General features: G+C 71.8%; 19 protein-coding genes and 1 other RNA gene. 17 read left to right on the top strand and 3 right to left on the bottom strand.

Annotated elements, in window-relative coordinates:
* Nucleotides 1-126 precede the first annotated feature (126 nt).
* Complete coding sequence (locus DDZ18_RS08755) at nt 127-3,714, bottom strand: hydantoinase B/oxoprolinase family protein (RefSeq protein ID WP_109252965.1); 3,588 nt, start codon at nt 3,712-3,714, stop codon at nt 127-129.
* A 64-nt stretch (nt 3,715-3,778) separates the two neighbouring features.
* Between DDZ18_RS08755 and DDZ18_RS08750 the strand changes: the two genes are divergently transcribed.
* Together DDZ18_RS08750 and DDZ18_RS08745 are read left to right on the top strand one after the other, a co-directional pair.
* Nucleotides 3,779-4,471: a molecular chaperone DjiA gene (locus DDZ18_RS08750; RefSeq protein WP_109252964.1), complete on the top strand. Its 693-nt coding sequence runs from the start codon at nt 3,779-3,781 to the stop codon at nt 4,469-4,471.
* Between the two features lie 89 nt (nt 4,472-4,560).
* The gene (locus DDZ18_RS08745) at nt 4,561-4,857 is read left to right on the top strand and encodes a hypothetical protein (protein ID WP_109252963.1); all 297 of its coding nucleotides are present in this window, start codon (nt 4,561-4,563) and stop codon (nt 4,855-4,857) included.
* A 25-nt stretch (nt 4,858-4,882) separates the two neighbouring features.
* Here DDZ18_RS08745 and DDZ18_RS08740 read toward each other — a convergent pair whose 3' ends face one another.
* A complete protein-coding gene (locus DDZ18_RS08740; RefSeq protein WP_109252962.1) occupies nt 4,883-5,806 on the bottom strand; it encodes an anti-sigma factor family protein in 924 nt (307 codons plus the stop codon).
* Complete coding sequence (locus DDZ18_RS08735; RefSeq protein WP_233245775.1) at nt 5,803-6,501, bottom strand: RNA polymerase sigma factor; 699 nt, start codon at nt 6,499-6,501, stop codon at nt 5,803-5,805. The genes DDZ18_RS08740 and DDZ18_RS08735 overlap by 4 nt, the downstream gene beginning before the upstream one ends.
* Between DDZ18_RS08735 and DDZ18_RS08730 the strand changes: the two genes are divergently transcribed.
* The 15 genes from DDZ18_RS08730 to murC all read left to right on the top strand — a co-directional run bounded on the left by DDZ18_RS08730 (nt 6,500) and on the right by murC (nt 22,017).
* Nucleotides 6,500-6,889, top strand: a complete 390-nt coding sequence (locus DDZ18_RS08730) for a DUF4168 domain-containing protein (RefSeq protein ID WP_109252960.1) — start codon at nt 6,500-6,502, stop codon at nt 6,887-6,889. The genes DDZ18_RS08735 and DDZ18_RS08730 overlap by 2 nt on opposite strands.
* Before the next feature lie 178 nt (nt 6,890-7,067).
* Complete coding sequence (locus DDZ18_RS08725; protein ID WP_109252959.1) at nt 7,068-7,979, top strand: DMT family transporter; 912 nt, start codon at nt 7,068-7,070, stop codon at nt 7,977-7,979.
* Nucleotides 7,976-8,662, top strand: coding sequence for an N-acetylmuramoyl-L-alanine amidase (locus DDZ18_RS08720; protein ID WP_109252958.1), 687 nt, complete (start codon nt 7,976-7,978; stop codon nt 8,660-8,662). The genes DDZ18_RS08725 and DDZ18_RS08720 overlap by 4 nt, the downstream gene beginning before the upstream one ends.
* Nucleotides 8,663-8,695: 33 nt before the next feature.
* Nucleotides 8,696-9,112, top strand: an RNA gene (rnpB, locus tag DDZ18_RS08715) — RNase P RNA component class A.
* A 211-nt stretch (nt 9,113-9,323) separates the two neighbouring features.
* Nucleotides 9,324-9,797 carry a division/cell wall cluster transcriptional repressor MraZ gene (locus DDZ18_RS08710; RefSeq protein ID WP_233245774.1) on the top strand — a complete coding sequence of 158 codons (474 nt, stop codon included), beginning with the start codon at nt 9,324-9,326 and terminating at the stop codon, nt 9,795-9,797.
* Nucleotides 9,797-10,792, top strand: coding sequence for a 16S rRNA (cytosine(1402)-N(4))-methyltransferase RsmH (rsmH, locus tag DDZ18_RS08705; protein ID WP_109252956.1), 996 nt, complete (start codon nt 9,797-9,799; stop codon nt 10,790-10,792). Before DDZ18_RS08710 ends, rsmH begins: the two co-directional genes overlap by 1 nt.
* The gene (ftsL, locus tag DDZ18_RS08700; RefSeq protein ID WP_109252955.1) at nt 10,789-11,166 is read left to right on the top strand and encodes a cell division protein FtsL; all 378 of its coding nucleotides are present in this window, start codon (nt 10,789-10,791) and stop codon (nt 11,164-11,166) included. The genes rsmH and ftsL overlap by 4 nt, the downstream gene beginning before the upstream one ends.
* On the top strand, nt 11,163-13,001 hold the full coding sequence (locus DDZ18_RS08695) for a peptidoglycan D,D-transpeptidase FtsI family protein (RefSeq protein ID WP_109252954.1): 1,839 nt from the start codon (nt 11,163-11,165) through the stop codon (nt 12,999-13,001). Before ftsL ends, DDZ18_RS08695 begins: the two co-directional genes overlap by 4 nt.
* Nucleotides 12,998-14,461, top strand: coding sequence for a UDP-N-acetylmuramoyl-L-alanyl-D-glutamate--2,6-diaminopimelate ligase (locus DDZ18_RS08690; protein ID WP_233245773.1), 1,464 nt, complete (start codon nt 12,998-13,000; stop codon nt 14,459-14,461). Before DDZ18_RS08695 ends, DDZ18_RS08690 begins: the two co-directional genes overlap by 4 nt.
* Nucleotides 14,458-15,867, top strand: coding sequence for a UDP-N-acetylmuramoyl-tripeptide--D-alanyl-D-alanine ligase (locus tag DDZ18_RS08685; RefSeq protein ID WP_109252953.1), 1,410 nt, complete (start codon nt 14,458-14,460; stop codon nt 15,865-15,867). The genes DDZ18_RS08690 and DDZ18_RS08685 overlap by 4 nt, the downstream gene beginning before the upstream one ends.
* A gap of 7 nt (nt 15,868-15,874) precedes the next feature.
* On the top strand, nt 15,875-16,975 hold the full coding sequence (mraY, locus tag DDZ18_RS08680) for a phospho-N-acetylmuramoyl-pentapeptide-transferase (RefSeq protein ID WP_109252952.1): 1,101 nt from the start codon (nt 15,875-15,877) through the stop codon (nt 16,973-16,975).
* 7 nt (nt 16,976-16,982) lie between these two features.
* A complete protein-coding gene (gene murD, locus DDZ18_RS08675; RefSeq protein WP_109252951.1) occupies nt 16,983-18,392 on the top strand; it encodes a UDP-N-acetylmuramoyl-L-alanine--D-glutamate ligase in 1,410 nt (469 codons plus the stop codon).
* The gene (locus tag DDZ18_RS08670; protein ID WP_109252950.1) at nt 18,389-19,516 is read left to right on the top strand and encodes an FtsW/RodA/SpoVE family cell cycle protein; all 1,128 of its coding nucleotides are present in this window, start codon (nt 18,389-18,391) and stop codon (nt 19,514-19,516) included. The genes murD and DDZ18_RS08670 overlap by 4 nt, the downstream gene beginning before the upstream one ends.
* Nucleotides 19,513-20,607, top strand: a complete 1,095-nt coding sequence (murG, locus tag DDZ18_RS08665; protein WP_109252949.1) for an undecaprenyldiphospho-muramoylpentapeptide beta-N-acetylglucosaminyltransferase — start codon at nt 19,513-19,515, stop codon at nt 20,605-20,607. Before DDZ18_RS08670 ends, murG begins: the two co-directional genes overlap by 4 nt.
* Nucleotides 20,608-22,017: a UDP-N-acetylmuramate--L-alanine ligase gene (gene murC / locus DDZ18_RS08660; RefSeq protein ID WP_109252948.1), complete on the top strand. Its 1,410-nt coding sequence runs from the start codon at nt 20,608-20,610 to the stop codon at nt 22,015-22,017.
* Nucleotides 22,018-22,091: the final 74 nt, after the last annotated feature.

Genomic DNA, 22,091 nt, shown 5'->3' with positions numbered 1-22,091 from the left:
GGTTCGGTCCGCGCGGGCTCGGCCCGGGCGGGCGGCTGCATTGCGCAGCTCGTTCGGTCTTACGGAGCCGGGGCGCGCCTGGATCAGCCGCGCCGGGAAAATTTCGTGAAGGCGGGCGAGCCCGTCTCAGTCGGCGTCGCCGAACCCGCCGCCGCCGGGGGTTTCGATCTCGATGACGTCGCCGGCCTCGAGATCGACCCGGAACAGGGCGTCGAGCGTCTCGACCGAACCGTCCGACCGGATCACGCGCTGCGCGCCGGGCCGCCCGTCGTCGCCGTCGGCCAGTCCGGGCGGGGCCTCCTTGCGCCGGCCGGACAGCAGCGAGGCCTCCATCGGTTCGAGAAATTCGATCCGGCGGAGCGAGCCGTCCCCGCCGCGATGCGCGCCGCCGCCGCCCGAGCCGGTCCGGATCGCATGGGAGAGGATGCGCACGGGATAGCGCAGCTCCAGAACCTCCGGATCGGTGAGCCGCGAATTGGTCATGTGGGTGTGGACGGCGCTCGCCCCGTCGAAGCCGGTCCCGTCGGCCATGACGCCCGCCCCGGCGCCGCCGCAGATCGTCTCGTAATACTGGTGGCGGGCGTTGCCGAAAGTGAAGTTGTTCATCGTGCCCTGCGCGGCGGCCATCCGCCCGGTCGCGGCGAACAGGGCGTCGACGACGATCTGGCTGGTCTCGACATTGCCCGCCACCACCGCGGCGGGCGGCTTGGGATCGAGCAGCGAGCCTTCGGGAATGATCAGCTCGATCGGCTTGAGGCAGCCCTCGTTGAGCGGGATCTCGTCGTCGACGAGGCAGCGCAGGACGTAGAGCACGGCGGCGCGCGCCACCGCGGCCGGCGCGTTGAAATTGGTCGCCTGCTGCGGGCTCGTCCCGGTGAAGTCGACGACGGCCGTCCCGGCCTCGCGATCGACGCGGATCGCGACCTTCACCACCGCGCCGTCCTCGAGGCGCATCTCGGCGGCGCCGTCCTCGAGCGCGCCGATGACCCGGCGCACGGCGCGCTCGGCGTTGTCCTGGACGTGGCCCATGTATGCGCGCACGACGTCGAGGCCCTGGCCGTCGATCAGGCGATGGAGCTCTTCTTCGCCCTTGGCGCAGGCCGCCAGCTGGGCCTTGAGATCGGCGATGTTCTGGTCGGGATTGCGCGCTGGATGATCGCCCGCCGTCAGCGGCGCCCGCGCCGCGGCGTCGTCGAACCGGCCGTTCGCGCGGATCTTCACCGCGTCGAACACCGCGCCTTCCTCCTCGATGCGCGTCGAGAAGGGCGGCATCGAGCCCGGCGCGATCCCGCCGATATCGGCGTGGTGGCCGCGCGAGGCGACGAAAAAGAGCCGCTCGCCGTCCTCGCCGCAGACCGGCTGGATCACCGTGACGTCGGGCAGGTGGGTGCCCCCGTTATAGGGCGCGTTGAGCGCGACGGCGTCGCCCGCGCCCAGGTCGGGATGGGCCTCGAGCGCGGCGCGCACGCTCGCCGACATCGAGCCGAGATGAACGGGCATGTGCGGCGCGTTGGCGACCAGCCCGCCCTCGGCGTCGAACACCGCGCAGGAGAAGTCGAGCCGCTCCTTGATGTTTACCGAATGGGCCGTGCGCTCGAGCACGACGCCCATCTGCTCGGCGATCGACATGAAGCGCCGGTTGAACAGCTCGAGCGTGACCGGATCGAGTTCGGTCGAGGCGCCGCTCCGCGCCGGGGCGCCGTCGGCCTTCATCTCCAGCATGCCGTCCGACCGCCGATGCGCGGTCCAGCCCCGGTCGACGACGATGGTCTGGTTGGCGTCCATGATCAGGGCGGGGCCCGCGATCTCGGCGCCGCCGCCGAGATCGGGCAGCGAGAAGACCGGCGTGTCGCGCCATTCGCCGGCGTCATAGACGCGTGTGGTCGCCGCGGGCTCAGGCGCGCCGGCCTGCGCGTCGAGCGGCTTCGAGGCGAGTTCGCCGCCGGCGGGCGCGGCCCCGGCTTCGACCGCGACGGAATCGATCACCAGCGCGGCGCCCTCCTCCATGAAGCCGAACAGGCGGGCGTGCGCCGCGCCGAAGCGCTCGCGGATCGCGGCCTCGTCTCCGAAGGCGACGGGGATCGCGGTGTCGGAGCCGGCCACGCGCAGGCGGATCTCGCGGTCGGCGCGGGCGTCGGCTCCGCCCTGTTCGGCGAGCGCGTCGCGGGCCTCGGCCTCGAGCCGGTCGAGTTCGGCCCGGGCGGCCGCGAGCCCGGAGGCGTCGAAGCTCTGCTCGAGCCCGGCCTCGCGGGTCTCGCGCAGCCTGGCCAGCCCCATCCCCCAGGCCGAGAGAAGACCCGCATGGGGGTGGATGAGCACGGTGCGCATGCCGAGCGCTTCGGCGACCTTGCAGGCGTGCTGGCCGCCCGCCCCGCCGAAGGCGTTGAGCGCGTAGGCGCGCGGGTCGACGCCCTGGGCGATGGAGATCTGCTTGATCGCCTCGGCCATCGCCTCGACGGCGACGGCGAGGAAGCCCTCCGCGGCGGCTTCGGGTCCGTCGACGCCCATCGCGTCGGCCAGCCCGGCGAGCGCGGCGCGGCTGGCCGCGGCGTCGAGCGGGGCGTCGCCGTCCGGCCCGAACACGCGCGGAAACCAGTCCGGCTGGATGCGGCCGAGCACGACATTGGCGTCGGTCACCGCGGCGGGCCCGCCGCGGCCATAGCCCGCCGGGCCGGGATCGGCGCCGGCGCTTTTCGGACCCACGCGGGCGCGCTCGCCGTCGAAGGCCAGCACCGAGCCGCCCCCGGCCGCGACGGTATGGATCGCCAGCATCGGCGCGCGCAGCAGGCGTCCGCCGATCTTCGTCTCGCCGGACCGCGCGTAGGCGTCGCCGTCGAAGCGCGAGACGTCGGTCGACGTGCCGCCCATGTCGAAGCCGATCACCTTGTCATGGTCGGCCTGGCGCGCGGTCATCGCCATGCCGACCACGCCGCCCGCCGGTCCGGACAGCACGGCGTTGCGCGCGGCGAAGCCGCCGGCTTCGGCGAGCCCGCCTGAGGACTGCATGAAATAGAGCGGCGCGCCGCCGAGCCCGTCGGCCACGCGATCGACATAGCGGCGCAGCACGGGCTCGAGATAGGCGTCGATCGCCGCGGTCGAGGCGCGCGGGACGATCTTGATCAGCGGGCTCGCCTCGCTTGAGCGCGTGACATGGGCGAATCCGGCGTCTCGCGCCAGCTCGGCGACGCGGTGTTCATGTGTATCATTCGCATACGAATGAAACAGCGCGACCGCGACGGACTCGATCCCGTCGGCGCGCGCGTCGGCCAGCGCGGCTCTCACCGCATCCTCGTCGAGCGGTTCGACCTCTGCGCCGTCCGCGCCCAGCCGGCCGTCGATCTCGACGATGCGCGCGGGCAGGGGGTCGGGCGTGTCGATCCTGAGCGCGAAGATGTCCGGCCGGGTCTGATCGCCGATCGCCAGAAGGTCGGCGAAGCCCCGGTTTACGATCATGAGCGTGGGCGCGCCGTCGAGCTCCAGAAGCGCGTTCGTCGCCACCGTCGTGCCCATCTTGACGGCGGCGAGGCGGTCGCCCGGCATGGGCGCGTCGGCGGGAAGCGACAATATGCGGCGCACGCCCTGTGTGGCGGCGTCTTCATATTCGTCGCTTTGAGAGAGTAGTTTCAGCGCCTCGATTCGTCCGTCGGGCGCGCGGCCGATCACGTCGGTGAAGGTGCCGCCCCGGTCGATCCAGAATTCCCAGCGGTCGCGCATGCGGGTCTCCACGGTCCGGCGCGCGGACCCGAGCAGGCAGGAAGCAGCGAGCAGATAACCGCCGATGGGGCTGTGGCGCAAACTGACCGAGCTGATCGCCGGGCCGAGCGACCCGTTCGACTGCGAGACCGGCGATTGCGAGCCGGGCCGGCGCGTCGACGACGCCGAGTTCGCCATGGCGCTGATCGGGCTCGGCGCCAAGATGGCCAAGGCCGACGGCCGGGTGACGCCGAGCGAGCTGGAGGCCTTCGCCCAGGTCTTCCGCGCCCCGCCGGGGTCGCAGGAGCCGCTGCGGCGCGCCTTCGATCTCGCCAAGCAGACGACGCTGGGCTTCGACGGCTACGCCCGCCGGCTGGCGCGGCGCTTCCGCGCCAATCCCGCCGTGCTCGAGGACGTGCTCGACGGGTTGTTCCACATCGCCAAGGCCGACGGGCGCGTGACTCCCGACGAGGAGAATTATCTGCGCGACGTCGCCGACATCTTCGGCTTCTCCAACCGGGAGTTCGAGCGCATCCGCGTGGGCCATCTCGGCGCGCCGCCCGACGATCCCTACATCGTGCTCGGCATCGATCGCGACATCTCCGACGCCGATCTCAAGCGCGCCTATCGCCGCATCGCCTCCCAGAATCACCCCGACCGGCTGATCGCGCGCGGCGCGCCGCCGGAGATGCAGCGCGTCGCCGACGAGAAGATGATGGCGATCAATGCGGCCTACGCCGCCATTCTCGACGAGCGCGGCCTGCGGCCGAACGTCTGAATCGGCGCCGCGCCATTGACCCGGAGCGGCGGGCGCCCAAATCTATCAGGCGGCGAGGGGGCGGCCGCTCGGATGAGAGAGGACGCAGGATGAGTTCGCGCAAGCAGGCAGTTTACGGAGCCAACGCGGTCCGCGTGCTGCGCGCCGTGCTCGCGGGTCTCGTCGCGGCGGCCTTCATCGCGCTGGTCGTCCTGATGGCCGCGGTCGTCACCGCGTCGGCCTTCATTATCGCCGGCGTCGCCGCGCTCGGCGCGGGGGCCTTCTGGCTTTATCGCAAGATCCGCGGCGGCCGGTCCGACAGGGACCGCGAGCCCCGCATCCTGGTCGCCCGCCGCGGCCCGCACGGCTGGACCGTCGAGGGCGATAACCGCCCGAACGAGGCGTAGGCCCGGCGGATTTCTTGCTCCGGCGTCAGCCGGGAACTTCCGACTGATCGGTAAGGAGATCCCCGCGCGCATCCACTCGCGTGGGGCGGCTTTCCGCGCCCAGCGCCGGCTGCAGCACGCCGGCGGCCGGATCCGAACGCGCCGGCTCCGCATCTCCCGCCACTGTTTGCGCCCGGCTCGGCGCCGGTTCGGACGCCGGGCGATCCAGGCGCTCGCGCACTTCGTCGGCGAGGCGCGACAGGGTTCCGACGTCGAAATCCCCGGTGACGCCGATCGCGGTTCGACCCTGCGTCCAGTAGACCAGCGGCTCGCCGTCGAGCGACGCGACGCGAGGGGCGGCGTTGCCCGGCCCGGACGATTCGGGTGCGCTGGCGAGCACGGTCAGTCGTTCTCCGCCGTCGGCGCGATATTGCAGCTCCCGGATCACCCGCCCGCCGGCGATTCGGCTCGTAGCGTGGGTCAGCCGCAGATTCGACTCGGACAGACGAAGCAGCCCGCTCGTCTGCTCCTCCAGGTCGGCGACGGCGGCGTCGCTGAGCATGCCGCCCCCGGCGTCGACGCTGGCGGCGGGGAACAGCGCCAGGCCTTCCCAGGTCGACGAATTCGGGGCGGGATGGTCGATGTCGCGCCACTCGGCTCCCAGCCAGCCCGCGGCGAAGGCGCAGACGACGACCGCGGCCGCCTTCGCGCCCTCGAACCGTCGCCTGGCGACGGTCCGGGCCGATCGATTGATGGTCGCCAGCAGGCGTTCGGGAATCGGCTCCTCGGCGACCGCGGCGCCCGCCTCGCGAAGGCGATCGAGCGCGCGCCGGTCCCGCTCCAGCCGTTCGCGGAGTCGGGGATCGGCGGCCAGCGCGGATTCGACCCGCGCCCGTTCGGCCTCGTCGAGTTCGCCGTCGAGATAGGCCTGCAGGTCCGTTTCGCTTGCGCGGTGTTCGATCTCGGTCATTTCACTCGCCTCAGCTGCGGCTGCCTCGGGGCCTCTTCCGCGACCAGCGAATCGCGCAAGGCGCGGCGTCCGCGCGCCAGGCGGGAGCGCAGCGTTCCTTCCGGAATCTCGAGGATCCGGGCCGCCTCCATGTAGGAGACGTCCTCGAAGGCGACGAGGCTGACGGCCGCGCGCTGGTCGGGAGGCAGGGCGGCCACCGCGTCGAGCGCGTCGGCGCAGTTCATGTGGTCGTGCTGGTCGGCCCCGGTCGCAAGCCGCATGTCGTCCTCGTCAAGCGGAGGCGTCTCCGCGGTCCGCCCCTTGCCGCGGCGGGCGTTGAGGAACTCGCGGTGAAGGATCCGGAACAGCCAGGAGCGCAGCGACCCCCGGGGATTCCACAATCGACGCTTGCGCCACGCCCGCTCCAGGCAGGCCTGGACCAGGTCGTCCGCTGCGTCGGGGTCGGTCTCGAGGCTCCTGGCGAACCGCCTCAGATGCGGCGTCTCGCCCGTCAGGCGCTCTGCGAACCGGTCCTTCATCAAATACGCCTCCGCGTGATCTCGGTGTCGTAACAACGTCGCGGCCGCCGCCAAAGGTCCCGGCCGCCGCCGCGGCGGCGGCGCGTGAATTTTTTCGGGACCTATCGATTCCTGCCCCGTGTTGTTGGGGCGTCGGGCGCACAGGGTCCGACGCAACACGGAAGTCAGGAAATCCATGTTCAAGAAGCCGCTCACCGTTTTCGCCGCCGCCGCCTGCCTCACGCTGCCCGCCGCCGGCGCGGGCTTCGCCCAGGCGGGGCAGCAGTCCGGTCCGCCCGCATCGCAGGCCCAGGCCGATTTCTCCGAGGACACCCTGCGCGCCTACGTGACCGCGTCGGTGCGGATCCAGGAGGTGGCCGAGGAGTATCAGCCCCTGCTGTCGTCGGCGGAAAACCAGGCCGACGCCCGGAGCATCCAGGAGGAGGCCCGCGCTGAAATGGCGGCGGAGGTCGAGGAGGCCGGCATCACGGTCCAGACCTACAACGCCGTTCAGGCCGCCGCCCGCCAGAACCCCAGCCTGGCCCAGGAGATCAACGCCCTGGCCCAGGAGGTCAATGGCGGCTGACGTCCGGATCGGCGCGGCGGCGCGGTCGGGAACGTCCCCAGCCCCCCAGCCTCCCGGACCGCCGCCGCGTCTGGAGCCGCGGGGACGGCGTGCTTCGCCGTCTCCGCGGCTCGTCTCCGTCGCGCCTTCGTCAGCGGCGCGGCTTGAAGCGGCGCGCCGCCGCGGCTAGAGGCGGCGCATGTCGCCGCGCCATTTCCTTCTCCTGTTCGCCGTCTGCTTCGTCTGGGGCGTCAATTTCGTCGTCGCGAAATGGTCGGTGTCGGGCACGCCGGCGATCGTGCCCGGCTTCGACGGCGCGCCGCCGCTCTTCTTCGCCTTCCTGCGTTTCGCGCTGCTCTACGCCGTGCTCGCGCCCTGGCTGCTGCCGGTTCCGAAGAAACCCGGCCCGGTCGTCGGCGCGGCGCTGGCGATGGGCGCGATCCAGTTCGCGCTGCTCTTCCTCGGCCTGCGCTACGCCACGCCGTCGGCCATCGCCATCGTCGTCCAGCTGGCCGTGCCCTTCACCACGATCCTGTCCATCGTCTTCCTGAAGGAGCAGGTCAGGTGGGTGCGCTGGACGGGCATGCTCATGGCCTTCGCCGGGGCCGGCCTGGTCGTGGCCAAGCCCGCCGAGATCAGCTTCACCATCGGGCTGCTCGCCGGGGTCGGCGCGGCCTTCGCCGCGGCGGCGGGCTCGATCTTCGTCAAGCGCGTGGAGATCATGCCGATCCCGCTGCAGGCCTGGATCGGGCTCATCTCCTGGCCGCCGCTGCTGATCGCCAGCCTCGTGTTCGAACGCGATCAGCTGTCCTCCATCGCCGCGGGCGGGTGGTGGTTCGTGCTGGCGCTCCTGTTCACCGTGGTGCTGGTCAACGTCTTCGGCCACGGCAGCTTCTACTGGCTGCTGCGTCGCTACGACGCCTCGATGATCGCGCCGATGACGCTGATGGGGCCGCTGATCGGGGTGATCGCCGGCGTCGTCCTGCTCGGCGATCCGGTGACCTGGCAGCTCGTGCTCGGCGGCGTGCTGGCGCTGTCGGGCGTGGGCGTGGTGGCGGCGCGCCGCTCGAAGGCGCGCGCGACCGAGACCGTGATACAACGCCCGCGATGACCATGACCGACCGCGCCTCGCCGAACTTCAACGACCGCGCCGGGCCGGTCTCGATGCTGGTGCTGCACTACACCGGGATGGAGACGGGCGACGCCGCGATCGAGCGCCTGTGCGATCCCGCCGCGAAGGTCAGCGCCCACTACGTGGTCGAGGAGGACGGCTCCGTCCTGCGGCTCGTGGCCGAGGACAAGCGCGCCTGGCACGCCGGCGTGGCGCGCTGGCGCGGGATCGAGGACGTCAATTCCGCCTCGATCGGGATCGAGATCGTCAACGGCGGGCACGATTTCGGCCTGCCGGATTTCCCCGACGCGCAGATCGAGGCGGTGATCGCGCTGTCGCGCGAGATTCTGGGACGTCACGAAATCGCTGCGCGCGACGTGGTCGGCCATTCCGACGTCGCGCCCGAGCGCAAGCTCGACCCGGGCGAGCGCTTCCCCTGGGCGCGCCTGGCCGCGGCGGGCGTGGGGCTGTGGCCGGACACCGCCGGCGCCGACGAGGCGGCCGTCTCGGAACTCGCCGCGAACCTCGAGGCGCTGGAGCGGATCGGCTACGGCGTCGAGGACATCGCGCCGGAGGACCTCGTCGCGGCGTTCCAGCGCCGCTACCGCCCCGGGCGCGTCGACGGCGTTCTCGACGCGGAGACGGCGGGGCTGATCGCGCGCGTGCGCGCGCTTTGTGCTTGACGTCGCGGCCTCTCATGCCGACTTAGAAGGCGGTCGGACGGCCGGACGGCCGCTCCCGCCAGGGGTCGAAAGACCGGCGGGAGAGGAAAGTCCGGGCTCCATGGAGGCAGGGCGCCGGGGAAATCCCGGCGGGCCGGTTCGCCGGTTCAGGGACAGCGCCGCAGAAAACAGACCGCCGGGACCCGGGCTTCGGCTCCCCGGCAAGGATGAAACGGTGCGGTAAGAGCGCACCGCCCCGACCGCAAGGAAGGGGGCACGGCAAGCCCCGCCCGGAGCAAGACCGAATAGGGACGGACGCCGCGGCTTCGGCCGCGGCAGGCGCGCCTCCGCGTTCCGTCCGGGTAGGTCGCACGAGGCGCCGCGCAAGCGGCGTCCCAGATGAATGGTCGTCGCGTTCTTTCCCGCGTGGAAAGAACGGCACAGAACCCGGCTTACAGGCCGTCCGACCCTTTCCTTCCTCGCCGAAAGGTTAACGCGCCCGGCCGTGTTAACGAATCTGTTCTTTGTCCGTTCTCTTCGGGGCGCGTCTTCGCGTCCCGATTTTTACTTGCGGCTAACCCTGTCGGCGTAATGAAAGGCGGCTTTCGGCGTTGTTTCCCACAAATTCCCATGGTATCCCATAAATGACCACGCGAACGCGCGTGAGGGGTTAACGGGGACCATGCCGGGGATGTTCTTCTCCACCGCCACCAACGGGATCGACGCCAAGGGACGGGTCTCCGTCCCGGCCGATTTCCGCGCGGCCGTGGCCTCCGACGCGCTCAACGGCGTCTTCGTCTGGCGCTCCTTCAACGGACCGTTCCTGGAAGGCGGCGGCGAGGCGCTGATGGCCGAGCTGTCGGCGGCGATCGACGCGATGGACCCCTATGACGACAGCCGCACCTCCTTCGAGCGCGTCATCTTCGGCGGCGCGCGTCCGCTGACCTTCGACGCCAACGGCCGGGTGACGCTGCCCAAGGATTTCGCCGAGCACGCCGGGCTCGCCGACAAGGCGACCTTCGTCGGCATGGGCCGGCGCTTCGAGATCTGGAATCCCGACGCCCACGCCGAGCAGCACGCCGCCGCGCTCGACTTCGCCCGCGAGAACAAGCACGCGCTGCGCCGGCCGCCGCGGCGAGACGGGGAGGGCGCGTGATGGCTCATCTTCCCGTCATGCTCGACGAGGTGATGCACTGGCTCGCGCCGCGCGCGGGCGGTCTCTATATCGACGCCACCTTCGGGGCGGGCGGCTATTCGCGCGCCGTGCTCGGCGTCGAGGGAGCCCGCGTGTTGGGGATCGATCGCGATCCGTCCGCGCGCGAGGCCGCCGAGCCGCTGAAGGCGGCCCATGAGGGCCGCTTCGCGCTGGCCGAGGGACCGTTCTCGCTGATGGAGGACGTCATCGCGCAGGCCGGAAGCGCCGGCGCCGACGGCGTCATGTTCGATCTCGGCGTCTCCTCGATGCAGCTCGACGAGGCCGAGCGCGGTTTCTCCTTCCAGAAGGAAGGCCCGCTCGACATGCGCATGGCGCGCTCCGGGCCGAGCGCGGCCGATGCGGTCAACGGCCTGGAGCGCGACGAGCTCGCCGCCATCTTCAAGGTCTATGGCGAGGAGAAGAAGGCGCGCCGCGCCGCCCAGTTCATCGTCCGCGCGCGGGAAGACGCGCCGATCGAGACGACGGATCGGCTCGCGGAAATCGTCGCGCGCGCCGTCGGCGGCAAGCCGGGCCGCATCCATCCCGCGACCCGCGTGTTCCAGGCGCTCAGGATCTTCGTCAATGACGAGCTCGGCGAGCTGATGCGCGGCCTGGCCGCGGCCGAGCGCGTGCTGAAGCCCGCCGGCCGGCTCGTCGTGGTGGCCTTCCACTCGCTGGAGGACCGCATCGTGAAGACCTTCCTGCGCGAGCGCGCCGGCATGACCGGCGGCGGCTCGCGCCACGCCCCCGAGCCGGAGCCGGGTCCGGAGCCGAGCTTCTCCCTGCTCACGCGCAAGGCCGTCGAGCCGAGCCCGGCGGAGGAAGCCGACAACCCCCGCGCCCGCTCGGCGAAGCTGCGCGCCGCCGCGCGCACCGACGCGCCGGCCTGGCCGCGCGGCGACGCCGCCGTCGCCGGCGCGCCGCCCTACAGCCGACTTCTGGAGCTTGCGTCATGAGCGCCTGGATCAATGTCGTCGGAGTCGTGGTCACGGCGGCCCTCCTGGCCGCGCTCTACATCGCCAAGACCGACGCCTCGTCGGCGCAGGACCGGCTGGCGCGGCTTCAGGCCGAGCTCGCCGAGGAGCGCGGGCGCATCAACACGCTCACCGCCAACATCGCCCATCTCGAGGACCCCGAGCATCTGCGCGAGCTGGCGCGCGCCCATCTCGGCTTCGAGCCGGCGCGGCCCTCGCAGGAGATCCTGCTGTCGGATCTGCCGCGCGTCGATCCCGAGGATGTCGAGGAGGACGACGAGGCCGACGCGCGCGCCGACGACTCCGGCGTGGCGCGGGCGCGCGTCGTCCGTCCGGGAGGAGGCGCGGGCCGGTGAAGCTGGGCTTTCTCCGATTCCTCTCGCGGCCGCGCGTCAGCGCCACCGAGCCGCCCGCCCCCTTCCAGGAGGCCGCGCCCGCCGACGTCACGCGCCTGCTGCGCCTCGAGGACGAGGCCGGCGCGGCGGTGGCCACCTCGCGCACCCGCCTGTCCGTGCTGGGCCTCGTCATCGGGATGGGGTTCGCTCTCGTCGCGCTGCGCGCGGCCGGGCTGGCGCTCACCGCCGAGCCGCATGTCGGCGACGGACCCGCCCGCGTCGCCGCCGGGGAGGTCAGCCGCGGGCCGATCCTCGACCGCGACGGCGAGATCCTCGCGACCAATCTCGACTTCCACTCGCTCTACGCCGACCCCGAGATGGTGTGGGATCCCGTCGAGACCGCCGAACAGCTCTCGACGGTGCTCACCGATCTCGACGTCGAGCGGACCGCGCGCGATCTCGCCTCGAACCGGCGCTTCGTGTGGATCCGCCGCGGGCTGTCGCCGCGCCAGCGCCAGGCGATCCACCTGCTCGGCCTGCCCGGGCTCGGCTTCCGCGTCGAACCGGGCCGCATTTATCCCAAGCAGCGCGCCGCCGCCCACGTCGTCGGCTACGCCGACCGCGATCTCAGCGGACTGGCGGGCGCCGAGCGCGCCTTCGATTCCGAACTCGCCGAGGACGGCGGCCGGCCGGTCGCGCTGTCGATCGACCTCACCGCCCAGCACGCCGTCGAGAGCGTGTTGCGCGCGCGCATGGCGCGCTATCGCGCGCAAGGCGCGAGCGCCATCCTGATGCGCGTGGGCACCGGCGAGATCCTGGCGCTCGCCAGCCTGCCCGACTATGACCCGAACCGCGTCGGCGAAGCCGATCCCGCCGCGCTGTTCAATCGCGCCACCGAGGGCGTCTACGAGCTGGGCTCGGTGTTCAAGCCGCTCACGCTGGCCGCCGGACTCGAGACCGGGTCGGTCGACCTCGACGACGTGTTCGACGCGACCGAGCCGCTGCGCGTTGGCGGCCACCGCATCCACGACTTCCACCCCGAGCGCCGGCCGCTGACCGCGCGCGAGGCGATCGTGCATTCCTCGAACATCGCCACGGCGCGCATAGCCGACCAGATCGGCCGCGACGGGCTGGTCGACTTCTACGGCCGGCTCCGGCTGTGGGAGCGCGCGCCTGTCGAACTCGCCGAGAGCGGCGAGCCGCTGACGCCCGACCGTTGGGGCCGCATCCAGCTGATGACCGCCTCCTTCGGCCACGGCTTCAATGTCAGCCCGCTGGCGCTGACTTCGGCCTACGCCGCGCTCGCCAACGGCGGCGTCTACACGCCGCCGACGCTGCGCCCCGTCGCGCCGGGCGAGACCGTCGCGGGCGATCCGGTGATGAGCGCGTCGACCGCCGCCCAGGTGCTCGGCGTGATGCGCCAGGTGGTCACCGAGGGCTCCGGGGGGCAGGCCGATGTCGAGGGCTTCGCCATCGCCGGCAAGACCGGCACCGCCGAGCAGGTCGTCGACGGGCGCTACGATCCCGACAGCCTGATCACCTCGTTCGTCTCGGTGTTCCCGTTCGACGATCCGCAGTACGTGCTGCTGGTCACGCTGGACCGGCCGCAACCGACGCAGGAGACTCACGGCTTCGCCACCGCCGGCTGGAACGCCGCGCCGACCGCCGGGGAGATCATCGAGCGGCTCGGCGGCATTCTCGACATCGAGCGCCGCGAGCTCGACCCGGAGGCGCGCGCCTCGGTGGTCGCCGCGATGTTCGCCCCGCGCGCTCGCACGCGCGCGGGCCCCGAAGAGCCGGTGGATCTCGCCGCGGCGCATCCCGCCGCTTCAGCCGAGGAGACCGCCCAGCCGTGACCCGAAGCCGTGTCCTCGCCGATCTGCTGCCCGAGGGAGTCGCGCTTCCCGCGGAGGCGGCGACGCTCGCGGTGACCGGGCTGGCGCTGGACAGCCGCAAGGTGACGCCGGGCTGCCTGTTCGCCGCGCTGCCCGGCCTGCGCACGGACGGGCGGGAATTCATCCCCGACGCCGAGGCCGCCGGCGCGGTCGCCGTGCTGGCCCCGCCGGGGACGCAGACCAATCTGCCGCTGATCGCCGCCGACGACCCGGCTGCCGCGCTCGCCGCGATCGCGGCGCGCTTTCATCCCGGCCGGCCCGAGACGATCGCGGCGGTCACCGGCACCAACGGCAAGAGCTCGACGGTCGAGTTCCTGCGCCAGATCTGGGCGAGAGTCGGTTTCGAGGCCGCCGCGCTGGGCACGCTCGGCGTGACTCGCGCCTCGGGCCGGTCCGAGGTCGGCTACACCACGCCTGACGCCATCGCGCTGCATGAGGCGCTGGATGCGCTGGCCGCCGACGGGGTGACCCATCTCGCCATGGAGGCCTCGAGCCACGGGCTGAAGCAGCGCCGTATGGACGGGGTACGCGTCGACGTCGCCGCCTTCACCAATCTCACCCAGGACCATCTCGATTATCACCCGGACTTCGACGACTACTTCGCCTCCAAGATGCGGCTGTTCGAGGTGCTCGCCGCCGACGGCGCGCCGGCGGTCATCAACATGGATTCCGACTGGGGCGCGAAGGTCGCCGACATCTGCCGTCGCCGGGGCCTCGAGGTGATCGAGGTCGGCTGGCGCGGGAAGGATTTCCGCATCGCCGAGATCACGCCCCATCCCGCCAGCCAGGACATCCGCCTCGTTCATCGCGGCGAGGAGCGCGTCGTCAGGCTGCCGCTGATCGGCGAGTTCCAGACGCTCAACGCCGTCGGCGCGGCGGCGATGGCCGGCGCCAGCGGCGTCGACGCCGAGGACGCGCTCGGCGCGCTGGAGACCCTCGAAGGCGTCGCCGGGCGGTTGCAGCCGGTCGGGACGACGCCGGCGGGCGCGCCGGTCCTGCTCGATTTCGCCCATTCGCCGGACGGGCTCGACAAGCTCCTGCGCGCGGCGCGGCCGCACACGCAGGGCCGGATCGTGCTGGTCTTCGGCGCGGGCGGCGATCGCGATCCCTCCAAGCGCGAGAAGATGGGCGCGGTGGCGGCCCGGCTCGCCGATCATGTCATCGTCACCGACGACAATCCGCGCAGCGAGGACCCCGCCGCGATCCGCGCCGCCATCCTGCGCGGCTGCCCGGACGCCGAGGAGATCGGCGATCGCGAGACGGCGATCCGCACCGCGATCGGCCGGCTCGAACCGGGCGACACGCTGCTCGTCGCCGGCAAGGGCCACGAGACCGGACAGATCCTCGCCGACCGCGTGATCCCGTTCGACGAGCCGGCGATCGTGCGCGGCGCGCTCGAGGAAATGGAGGCGCGGGCATGACGCGCACGCTGTGGACCGCGCAGGAGGCCGCCGAAGCGACGGGCGGCCGGCTCGAGGGCGGCGACTGGGCCGCCGGCGGGGTCTCGATCGACACCCGCACCATCGAGCCGGGCGATCTCTTCGTGGCGCTGAAGGACAAGCGCGACGGTCACGAGTTCGCGCAGGCCGCGCTGGACGCGGGCGCGGCGGCGGCGATGGTCTCGAAACCGGAGGCCTGCGACGGGCCGAAGCTGGTCGTCGACGACGTGCTGGAGGGCCTGCGCAAGCTCGGCGCGGCGGCGCGCGATCGCTGCGCCGCGGTCCGCGTCGGCGTGACCGGCTCCGTCGGCAAGACGAGCGTGAAAGAAGCGATCGCCGCGGTGTTCCGCGCCGCCGGCCGCGCCCACTGGAGCGTGAAGTCCTACAACAATCACTGGGGCGTGCCGCTGACGCTGGCGCGCATGCCGCGCGACACCGAGCGCGCCGTCTTCGAGATGGGCATGAACCACGCCGGCGAGATCCGCGAGCTCACCGGCCTCGTCCAGCCCCAGGTCGCGCTCATCACCAAGATCGGGCCCGCCCATCTCGAGCAGCTGGGCTCGCTCGAGGCGATCGCCGACGCCAAGTCGGAGATCTTCGAGGGGCTGAACGGCGACGGCGTCGCGATCATTCCCGCCGACGACGATTTCGCGCCGCGCCTGGCCGCCCACGCCCGCCGCGCGAAGCCGGCCTTCCTGTTCGATTTCGGGGTCTCGCCAGAGGCCGCCGTGCGCGTTCTCTCCATGGAGAACGGCGAGGACGGCGGGACGTGCGCGTTCGACGTGCTCGGCCGGCGGGTTTCGGTGCGGCTGGCGCTGCCCGGCGCGCACCAGGCCGTCAACGCCGCCGCCGTGTTCGCCGCCTGCGCGGCCGCCGGCGTCGATCCCGATCTCGTCGCCGAGGTGCTGTCAGGGCTCGAGCCCGAAGCCGGCCGCGGCGCGAGCTTCGATCTCAGGCTCGCCGACGGCGGCGCGGTCCGGGTCGTCGACGACAGCTACAACGCCAATCCCGTTTCGATGGGCGCGGCCATCGCGCGGCTGGGCGCCGAGCGCGTCCGCGGCGCGGGCCGCCGGATCGCCGTTCTCGGCGAGATGCTCGAGCTCGGGCCGAAATCCGCTGAGATGCACGCCGAACTCGCCGGGCCGCTGGAGGCCGCGAGCGCACAGCTCGTGATCGGCGTGGGCGCGGGGATGCGCGCGCTGGTCGACGCCTTGCCGGCCGGCGCGACGGCGCGCTATGCCGACGCTCCGCAAGCCGCCCTCGACATGCTGACTTCCGAGCTCCGCGACGGCGACGTCGTGCTGATCAAGGGCTCCAACGCGTCCGGGGTCCACAATATCGTCGCAAGCCTGCGCGAGGGTGCGGCCGTCGCTTCGTCCGAGGTCTGATAGTTCAATGTTTTATCTGTTCCTGTCGCCGCTGAGCGACGAGTTCCTGATCTTCAACATCCTCAACTACCTGACCTTCCGGACGGGCGCGGCGATGATGACGGCGTTCGTCGTCGCGCTGATCGTCGGCAATCCCTTCATCGGCTGGCTGCGCACCAAGGGCTCCCAGCCGATCCGCGACGACGGGCCGGAGGCCCATATCGTCTCGAAGGCGGGCACGCCCACCATGGGCGGCTTCATCATCCTGCTCGGCCTGCTGATCGGCACGATCCTGTGGGGCGATCTCAGCAATCCCTATCTCTGGGTCGTGATCTTCGTGACCGCCGGCTTCGGCGGCATCGGCTTCATCGACGACTGGCGAAAGGTCACCCAGAAGAGCCACAAGGGCCTGTCGGGGCGCGGCAAGCTCGTCCTGCAGTCGGCGATCGCGCTGGTCGCCGTGATCTGGATGACGAACCTGCTCGCCGGCGCGCCCGACACGCCGGAGAATTTCGCGACCTCCGTGGCGGTGCCCTTCCTCAAGGACGTGCTCATCCCGCTGAGCTTCGCCTTCTACCTGTTCGGCCTGGTCGTCATCGTCGGCGCCTCGAACGCGGTCAATCTCACCGACGGGCTCGACGGGCTGGCGATCGTGCCGGTGATGATCGCGGCGGGCTCGTTCGGCTTCATCGCCTATTTCGTCGGCTCGGCGGTCTACGCCGACTACCTGTTCCTGAATTTCACGCCCGGCACCGCCGAGCTCGCGGTCATCTGCGGGGCGATCATGGGCGCGGGGCTCGGCTTCCTCTGGTACAATGCGCCGCCGGCGATGGTGTTCATGGGCGACACCGGTTCGCTGTCGCTGGGCGGCGCGATCGGCACGATCGCGGTCGCGGTCAAGCACGAGATCGTGCTGGCCATCATCGGCGGCCTGTTCGTCCTCGAGGCCGTCTCGGTGATGGTCCAGATCGCGAGCTACCGGCTCACCGGCCGCCGGGTCTTCAAGATGGCGCCGATCCACCACCACTTCGAAAAGATGGGCTGGGCCGAGCCCACCATCGTGATCCGCTTCTGGATCATCGCCGTCGTGCTCGCGCTGATCGGCCTGTCGACGCTGAAGCTGAGGTAGGCTCCGCATGATCCCCGTCCGCGCATACGAGGGTCGCCGCGTCGCGGTGTTCGGCCTCGGCCGCACCGGGATCTCGGCCGCGCTCGCGCTCGCCGCCGGCGGGGCGGAGGTGTCGGCCTGGGACGATCGCGAGGAAGCGCGGGCCGCCGCCGAGGCCCGCGGCGTGACGCTTGACGATCTCAACCGCCGCGACTGGGGCGATCTCGCCGCGCTGGTCCTGTCGCCGGGCGTGCCGCTCACTCATCCGAAGCCGCATCGCATGGTCGAGCTGGCCCGCGCCGTCGGCGCGCCGATCATCGGCGATGTGGAGCTGTTCGCCCAGGCCGTCGCGCCGGTGGACGGCGTCCGCGTGATCGGCGTGACCGGCACCAACGGCAAGTCGACCACGACGGCGCTGATCGGCCACATGCTCAAGGAGGCCGGGCTGGACGTGCGCGTCGGGGGCAATATCGGCGAGGCCGCGCTCGATCTCGATCCGCCGCGGCCCGGCGCGATCTACGTGCTGGAGCTGTCCTCCTATCAGCTCGACCTCGTCGAGAGCCTGCGCTGCAACGCCGCGCTCTTCCTCAACCTGACGCCGGACCATCTCGACCGGCACGGCGATCTCGCCGGCTATGTCGCCGCCAAGAAGCGCATCTTCGCCAATCAGACCGCCGAGGATGCGGCGATCGTGGGAGTCGACGACTCGATCACCCGGCGCATCTGCACCGAGCTGCGCGCGGGGCGGGACCGCACGGTCATTCCGATCTCGGCCGCGCAGGTCCTCGGCGAGGGCGCCTACGCGGTCGGCGGAACGCTTTACGACGCGCTCGACGGGCGCGCGACCGAGGTCGCCGACCTGAACGCCGTTCCCGCGCTGCCCGGCCGCCACAACGCCCAGAACGCCGCGGCCGCCTACGCCGCGGTCCGGCGCATGGGGGTGGACGCCCACGACGCCGCGCGCGGGCTCGCGAGCTTTCCCGGCCTCGCCCATCGCCAGGAACGCGTCGGGACCGCCGGGCCGGTGAGCTTCGTCAACGACTCCAAAGCCACCAACGCCGAGGCCGCCGCCCAGGCGCTGGGCTGCTACGAGGACGTGTTCTGGATCGCCGGCGGCCAGGCCAAGGAGGGCGGGGTCAAGCCGCTCAAGCCCTTCCTGCCGCGCATCCGCAAGGCCTACCTGATCGGCGAGGACGCCGATCTTCTGAAGCGCCAGCTCAAGCGCGACGTCGAGGTCGTCATGTGCGGCGACCTCGAGACAGCCACGGCGCGCGCGGCGCGCGACGCCGCAGACAGCGGCCTGTCCGCGCCGGTGGTGCTGCTGTCGCCGGCCTGCGCCTCGTTCGACCAGTTCCGCGATTTCGAACATCGCGGCGACGTCTTCCGCGAGCTTGTGAACAAGCTTCTGAGGAAGGCGAAGGAAGGAGACGCCGCATGATCGTCGGAGCCGCCCGCCGCGCCCCGCTGCTCTGGAGCGGGCTGGACCGCACACTGATGTTCACCGTTCTGGCGCTGATCTTCATCGGCCTGACGCTGTCGCTGGCGGCGAGCCCGGCGGCGGCCGAACGCCTGGCGCTGACCGATCCGTTCTATTTTCTCTATCGTCACGGCGCCTTCGCGGCGCTGGCGGCGCTCATTCTTGCGGGAACCGCGGCGCTGTCGCCGGTCGGCGCGCGCCGCGCCGCAGGGCTGGTGCTCGTCGGGTCGCTGCTGGCCATGATCGCGATCCCGTTCGTCGGCGCCGACGTCAACGGCGCGACGCGCTGGCTGCGGCTCGGAGGGTTCTCGCTGCAGCCCTCGGAGCTGTTCAAGCCGGCCTTCATCGTCATCGCCGCCTGGCTGTTCGCCGAGGAGAGCCGCGGCGCGCCCGTCCCGGGCCGCCTGATCGCGGCGGGCATCTACGCGCTCGCCGTGCTGCTCCTGCTCGGCCAGCCCGATTTCGGCCAGACCGTGCTGCTCTCGCTCATCTTCGGCGGGATGCTTTGGGTGAGCGGGCTGTCCTATGTCTACACCGCCGTGCTGGGCGGCCTCGGGGCGGCGGGCGCCGGGCTCGCCTACTTCATGCTGCCCCACGTGCGCGACCGCATCGCCGACTTCCTGAGCCCGGGCGGCGAACGCATGCAGACCGAGACCGCGCTCGAGGCGATCGGACGCGGCGGGCTGTTCGGCACCGGACCGGGCGAGGGCGAGGTCAAGCGGCTCCTGCCCGAGGCGCACACCGACTTCGTCTTCTCCGTCGCCGCCGAGGAGTTCGGCCTGCTCGCCTCGCTCGCGATCATCGCCTTCTTCGCCATCCTGTTCCTGCGCGCGTGGACCAATGCGCGTCGGCTGACGGATCACTTCGCCCAGCTCGCCACGGCCGGGCTGGCGATGCTGTTCGCCGCGCAGGCGCTCATCAATATCGCGGTCAATCTGAACCTGGTGCCGCCGAAGGGCATGACGCTGCCTTTCGTGTCCTATGGCGGCTCCTCGATGCTCGGGCTGGCCTTCGCCGCCGGCCTGCTGCTGGCGCTGACGCGCCGCCGGCCCGGCGCCTATCAACGGCGCGGCCTGACGACGTGACCGGCGGGCGCGTCCTGTTCGCCGCCGGGGGCACCGGCGGGCACATCTTCCCGGCGCGCGCCGCCGCCGAGGCGCTGATCGCGCGCGGCTGGCGGGTGCGCCTGATCACGGACGCGCGCGGCGCCCGGCACGCCGAGGACTTTCCCGGCGACGGCGTCGACGTGATCGACGCGGCCAGCCCGTTCGTGAAGAACCCGGTCCGCCTCGTCGGCGCGCTCGGAAAGCTCGCGCGCGGCTACGGCCGGACGCGGGCGATCATGCGCGACTTCGAACCCGACGTAGTCGCCGGCTTCGGCGGCTATCCCGCCTTTCCCGTCCTGCTCGCCGCGCGGGTCTCGGGAACGCCGTTCGTGATCCACGAGCAGAACGCCGTACTCGGCCGGGTGAACCGGCTCTTCTCGGGATCGGCGACCGCGGTCGCGTCGGGCTTCGACCGGCTCGACCGGGCGAGTTCGAAGGCCCGCCATGTCGTCACCGGCAACCCGGTGCGCGCCGCCGTGCTCGCCGCTGGCGACGCGGACTACGAGCCGCCCGCCCCCGACGGCGAGATACGCCTGCTCGTCATCGGCGGCAGTCTCGGCGCGCGCGTGCTGTCGGAGACCGCGCCGCTGGCGATCGCCCGCCTGCCGGAAGCGTTGCGCGCGCGGTTGAAAGTCGTCCAGCAGACCCGGCCCGAAGCCATCGCCGCGGCGCGTGAAATCTATGCCGACGCCGGCGTCGACGCCGAATGCGAGGCCTTCTTCCACGACATGGGCGAACGCTACGCCGCGGCGCATCTGGTCGTCTCGCGCGCCGGCGCCTCGAGCGTCTCCGAGCTCGCCGCCGTCGGCCGGCCCGCCCTGCTGGTTCCGCTGGCCATCGCCATGGACGACCACCAGACCGCCAACGCCGAGGGCCTCGTCGCCGGCGGCGGCGCGGAAATCGTGCGCGAGGCCGATCTCGACGCGCCGGCGCTGTCGGCGCGGCTTGAATCGCTGCTGTCGGACGGGGAAGCTCTCGCCCGGCGCGCCGAGGCCGCGCGCGCCGCGGGCCGTCCGGATGCGCACGAGCGGCTCGCCGACCTGATCGAATCCGTCGCCGAAGGAGGCTGAATGCCGCCCGTCGATCTGCCCATGTCCGTCGGTCCGATCCATTTCGTCGGAATCGGCGGGATCGGAATGAGCGGCATCGCCGAGGTGATGCTCAATCTCGGCTATCCGGTGAGCGGCTCCGACATCAAGGCCAGCCCGAACGTGGCGCGCCTGCGCGAGAAGGGCGCGGTGATCCATATCGGCCATCACGAATCCAATATCGACGAGGCCGGCGCGCTGGTCGTCTCGTCTGCGGTCAAGGGCGACAATCCCGAGCTGCGCGCCGCCCGCCGTCGCCGCATTCCCGTCGTGCGCCGCGCGGAGATGCTCGCCGAGCTGATGCGGCTGAAATACGCCGTCGCCGTCGGCGGCACGCACGGCAAGACCACCACGACCTCGCTCGTCGCCGCGCTGATGGACGAGGCCGGCTTCGACCCCACCGTGATCAATGGCGGGATCATTTCGGCCTACGGCTCCAACGCCAAGATGGGCGAGGGCGAGTGGATGGTCGTCGAGGCCGACGAGAGCGACGGCTCGTTTCTGAAGCTGCGCGGCTCGGTGGCGATCATCACCAATATCGATCCCGAACACATGGAGCATTACGGCGGGTTCGACGCGCTGCGCGACGCCTTCGCCCTGTTCGTCGAGAACCTGCCCTTCTACGGCTTCGCGGTGATGTGCACCGATCATCCCGAAGTGCAGGCGCTGGCTGCGCGCATCGAGGACCGCCGCGTCATCACCTACGGCCTCAACCCGCAGGCCCAGGTCCGCGCGGTCGACGTCGAGATGGGGCCCGACGGCGCGCGCTTCGATCTCGTCTTCCGCCCGCCCGGCGACGGCGAGACGCGCTGGAGCGACATCCGCCTGCCGATGGCCGGCGAGCACAACGTGCTTAACGCCGCCGCCGCGCTCGCCGTGTTCCAGGCGCTCGGCGGCGAGGCCGACGCCGCGCGCCGCGCCCTGTCGAAGTTCGCCGGCGTCAAGCGGCGCTTTACGGTCACCGGCGAGGCGAACGGCGTCACCGTCGTCGACGATTACGGCCACCACCCCGTCGAGATCGAGGCGGTGCTGCGCGCGGCGCGCCAGCGCGCCGGCGAGGGCCGCGTCATCGCCGTCGTCCAGCCGCACCGCTACACGCGCCTGCACGACCTGTTCGACGATTTCTGCAGCTGCTTTAACGACGCCGATTCCGTTCTCGTCGCGCCGGTCTACGCCGCCGGCGAGACCCCCATCGAAGGCGCCGACCAGGAGGGTCTCGTCCAGGGCCTCGTCGCCTACGGCCATCGCGACGTTGCCGCGACGACGCGCGAATCCCTGCCCGACGATCTCAAGACGCGCATCCGGCCCGGCGATCTCGTCGTGTGCCTCGGCGCCGGCGACATCACCGCCTGGGCCGCCGAGCTGCCCGAACGCCTGGAGGCGGCGGGGTGAGGCGGTCGATCAGGACCATTGAATCCCCGGCCGACCGGAGGGAGAGCCGGGGCCTCGGGCACGTCGATCGCCCG

It is taken from the genome of Marinicauda salina (assembly GCF_003122085.1).
In the GTDB taxonomy this organism is placed as follows: Bacteria; Pseudomonadota; Alphaproteobacteria; order Caulobacterales; family Maricaulaceae; genus Maricicauda_A; species Maricicauda_A salina.
Note: the sequence above shows the minus strand (reverse complement) of the source record. Positions and strands in the feature narration are given on the sequence as shown.

Coding starts and splice junctions, on each gene's coding strand:
- DDZ18_RS08755 (WP_109252965.1), bottom strand. CDS start 3,714: ATGCGCGACCGCTGGGAATTCTGGATCGACCGGGGCGGCACCTTCACC.
- DDZ18_RS08750 (WP_109252964.1), top strand. CDS start 3,779: ATGGGGCTGTGGCGCAAACTGACCGAGCTGATCGCCGGGCCGAGCGAC.
- DDZ18_RS08745 (WP_109252963.1), top strand. CDS start 4,561: ATGAGTTCGCGCAAGCAGGCAGTTTACGGAGCCAACGCGGTCCGCGTG.
- DDZ18_RS08740 (WP_109252962.1), bottom strand. CDS start 5,806: ATGACCGAGATCGAACACCGCGCAAGCGAAACGGACCTGCAGGCCTAT.
- DDZ18_RS08730 (WP_109252960.1), top strand. CDS start 6,500: ATGTTCAAGAAGCCGCTCACCGTTTTCGCCGCCGCCGCCTGCCTCACG.
- DDZ18_RS08735 (WP_233245775.1), bottom strand. CDS start 6,501: ATGGATTTCCTGACTTCCGTGTTGCGTCGGACCCTGTGCGCCCGACGC.
- DDZ18_RS08725 (WP_109252959.1), top strand. CDS start 7,068: ATGTCGCCGCGCCATTTCCTTCTCCTGTTCGCCGTCTGCTTCGTCTGG.
- DDZ18_RS08720 (WP_109252958.1), top strand. CDS start 7,976: ATGACCATGACCGACCGCGCCTCGCCGAACTTCAACGACCGCGCCGGG.
- DDZ18_RS08710 (WP_233245774.1), top strand. CDS start 9,324: ATGCCGGGGATGTTCTTCTCCACCGCCACCAACGGGATCGACGCCAAG.
- rsmH (WP_109252956.1), top strand. CDS start 9,797: ATGGCTCATCTTCCCGTCATGCTCGACGAGGTGATGCACTGGCTCGCG.
- ftsL (WP_109252955.1), top strand. CDS start 10,789: ATGAGCGCCTGGATCAATGTCGTCGGAGTCGTGGTCACGGCGGCCCTC.
- DDZ18_RS08685 (WP_109252953.1), top strand. CDS start 14,458: ATGACGCGCACGCTGTGGACCGCGCAGGAGGCCGCCGAAGCGACGGGC.
- mraY (WP_109252952.1), top strand. CDS start 15,875: ATGTTTTATCTGTTCCTGTCGCCGCTGAGCGACGAGTTCCTGATCTTC.
- murD (WP_109252951.1), top strand. CDS start 16,983: ATGATCCCCGTCCGCGCATACGAGGGTCGCCGCGTCGCGGTGTTCGGC.
- DDZ18_RS08670 (WP_109252950.1), top strand. CDS start 18,389: ATGATCGTCGGAGCCGCCCGCCGCGCCCCGCTGCTCTGGAGCGGGCTG.
- murC (WP_109252948.1), top strand. CDS start 20,608: ATGCCGCCCGTCGATCTGCCCATGTCCGTCGGTCCGATCCATTTCGTC.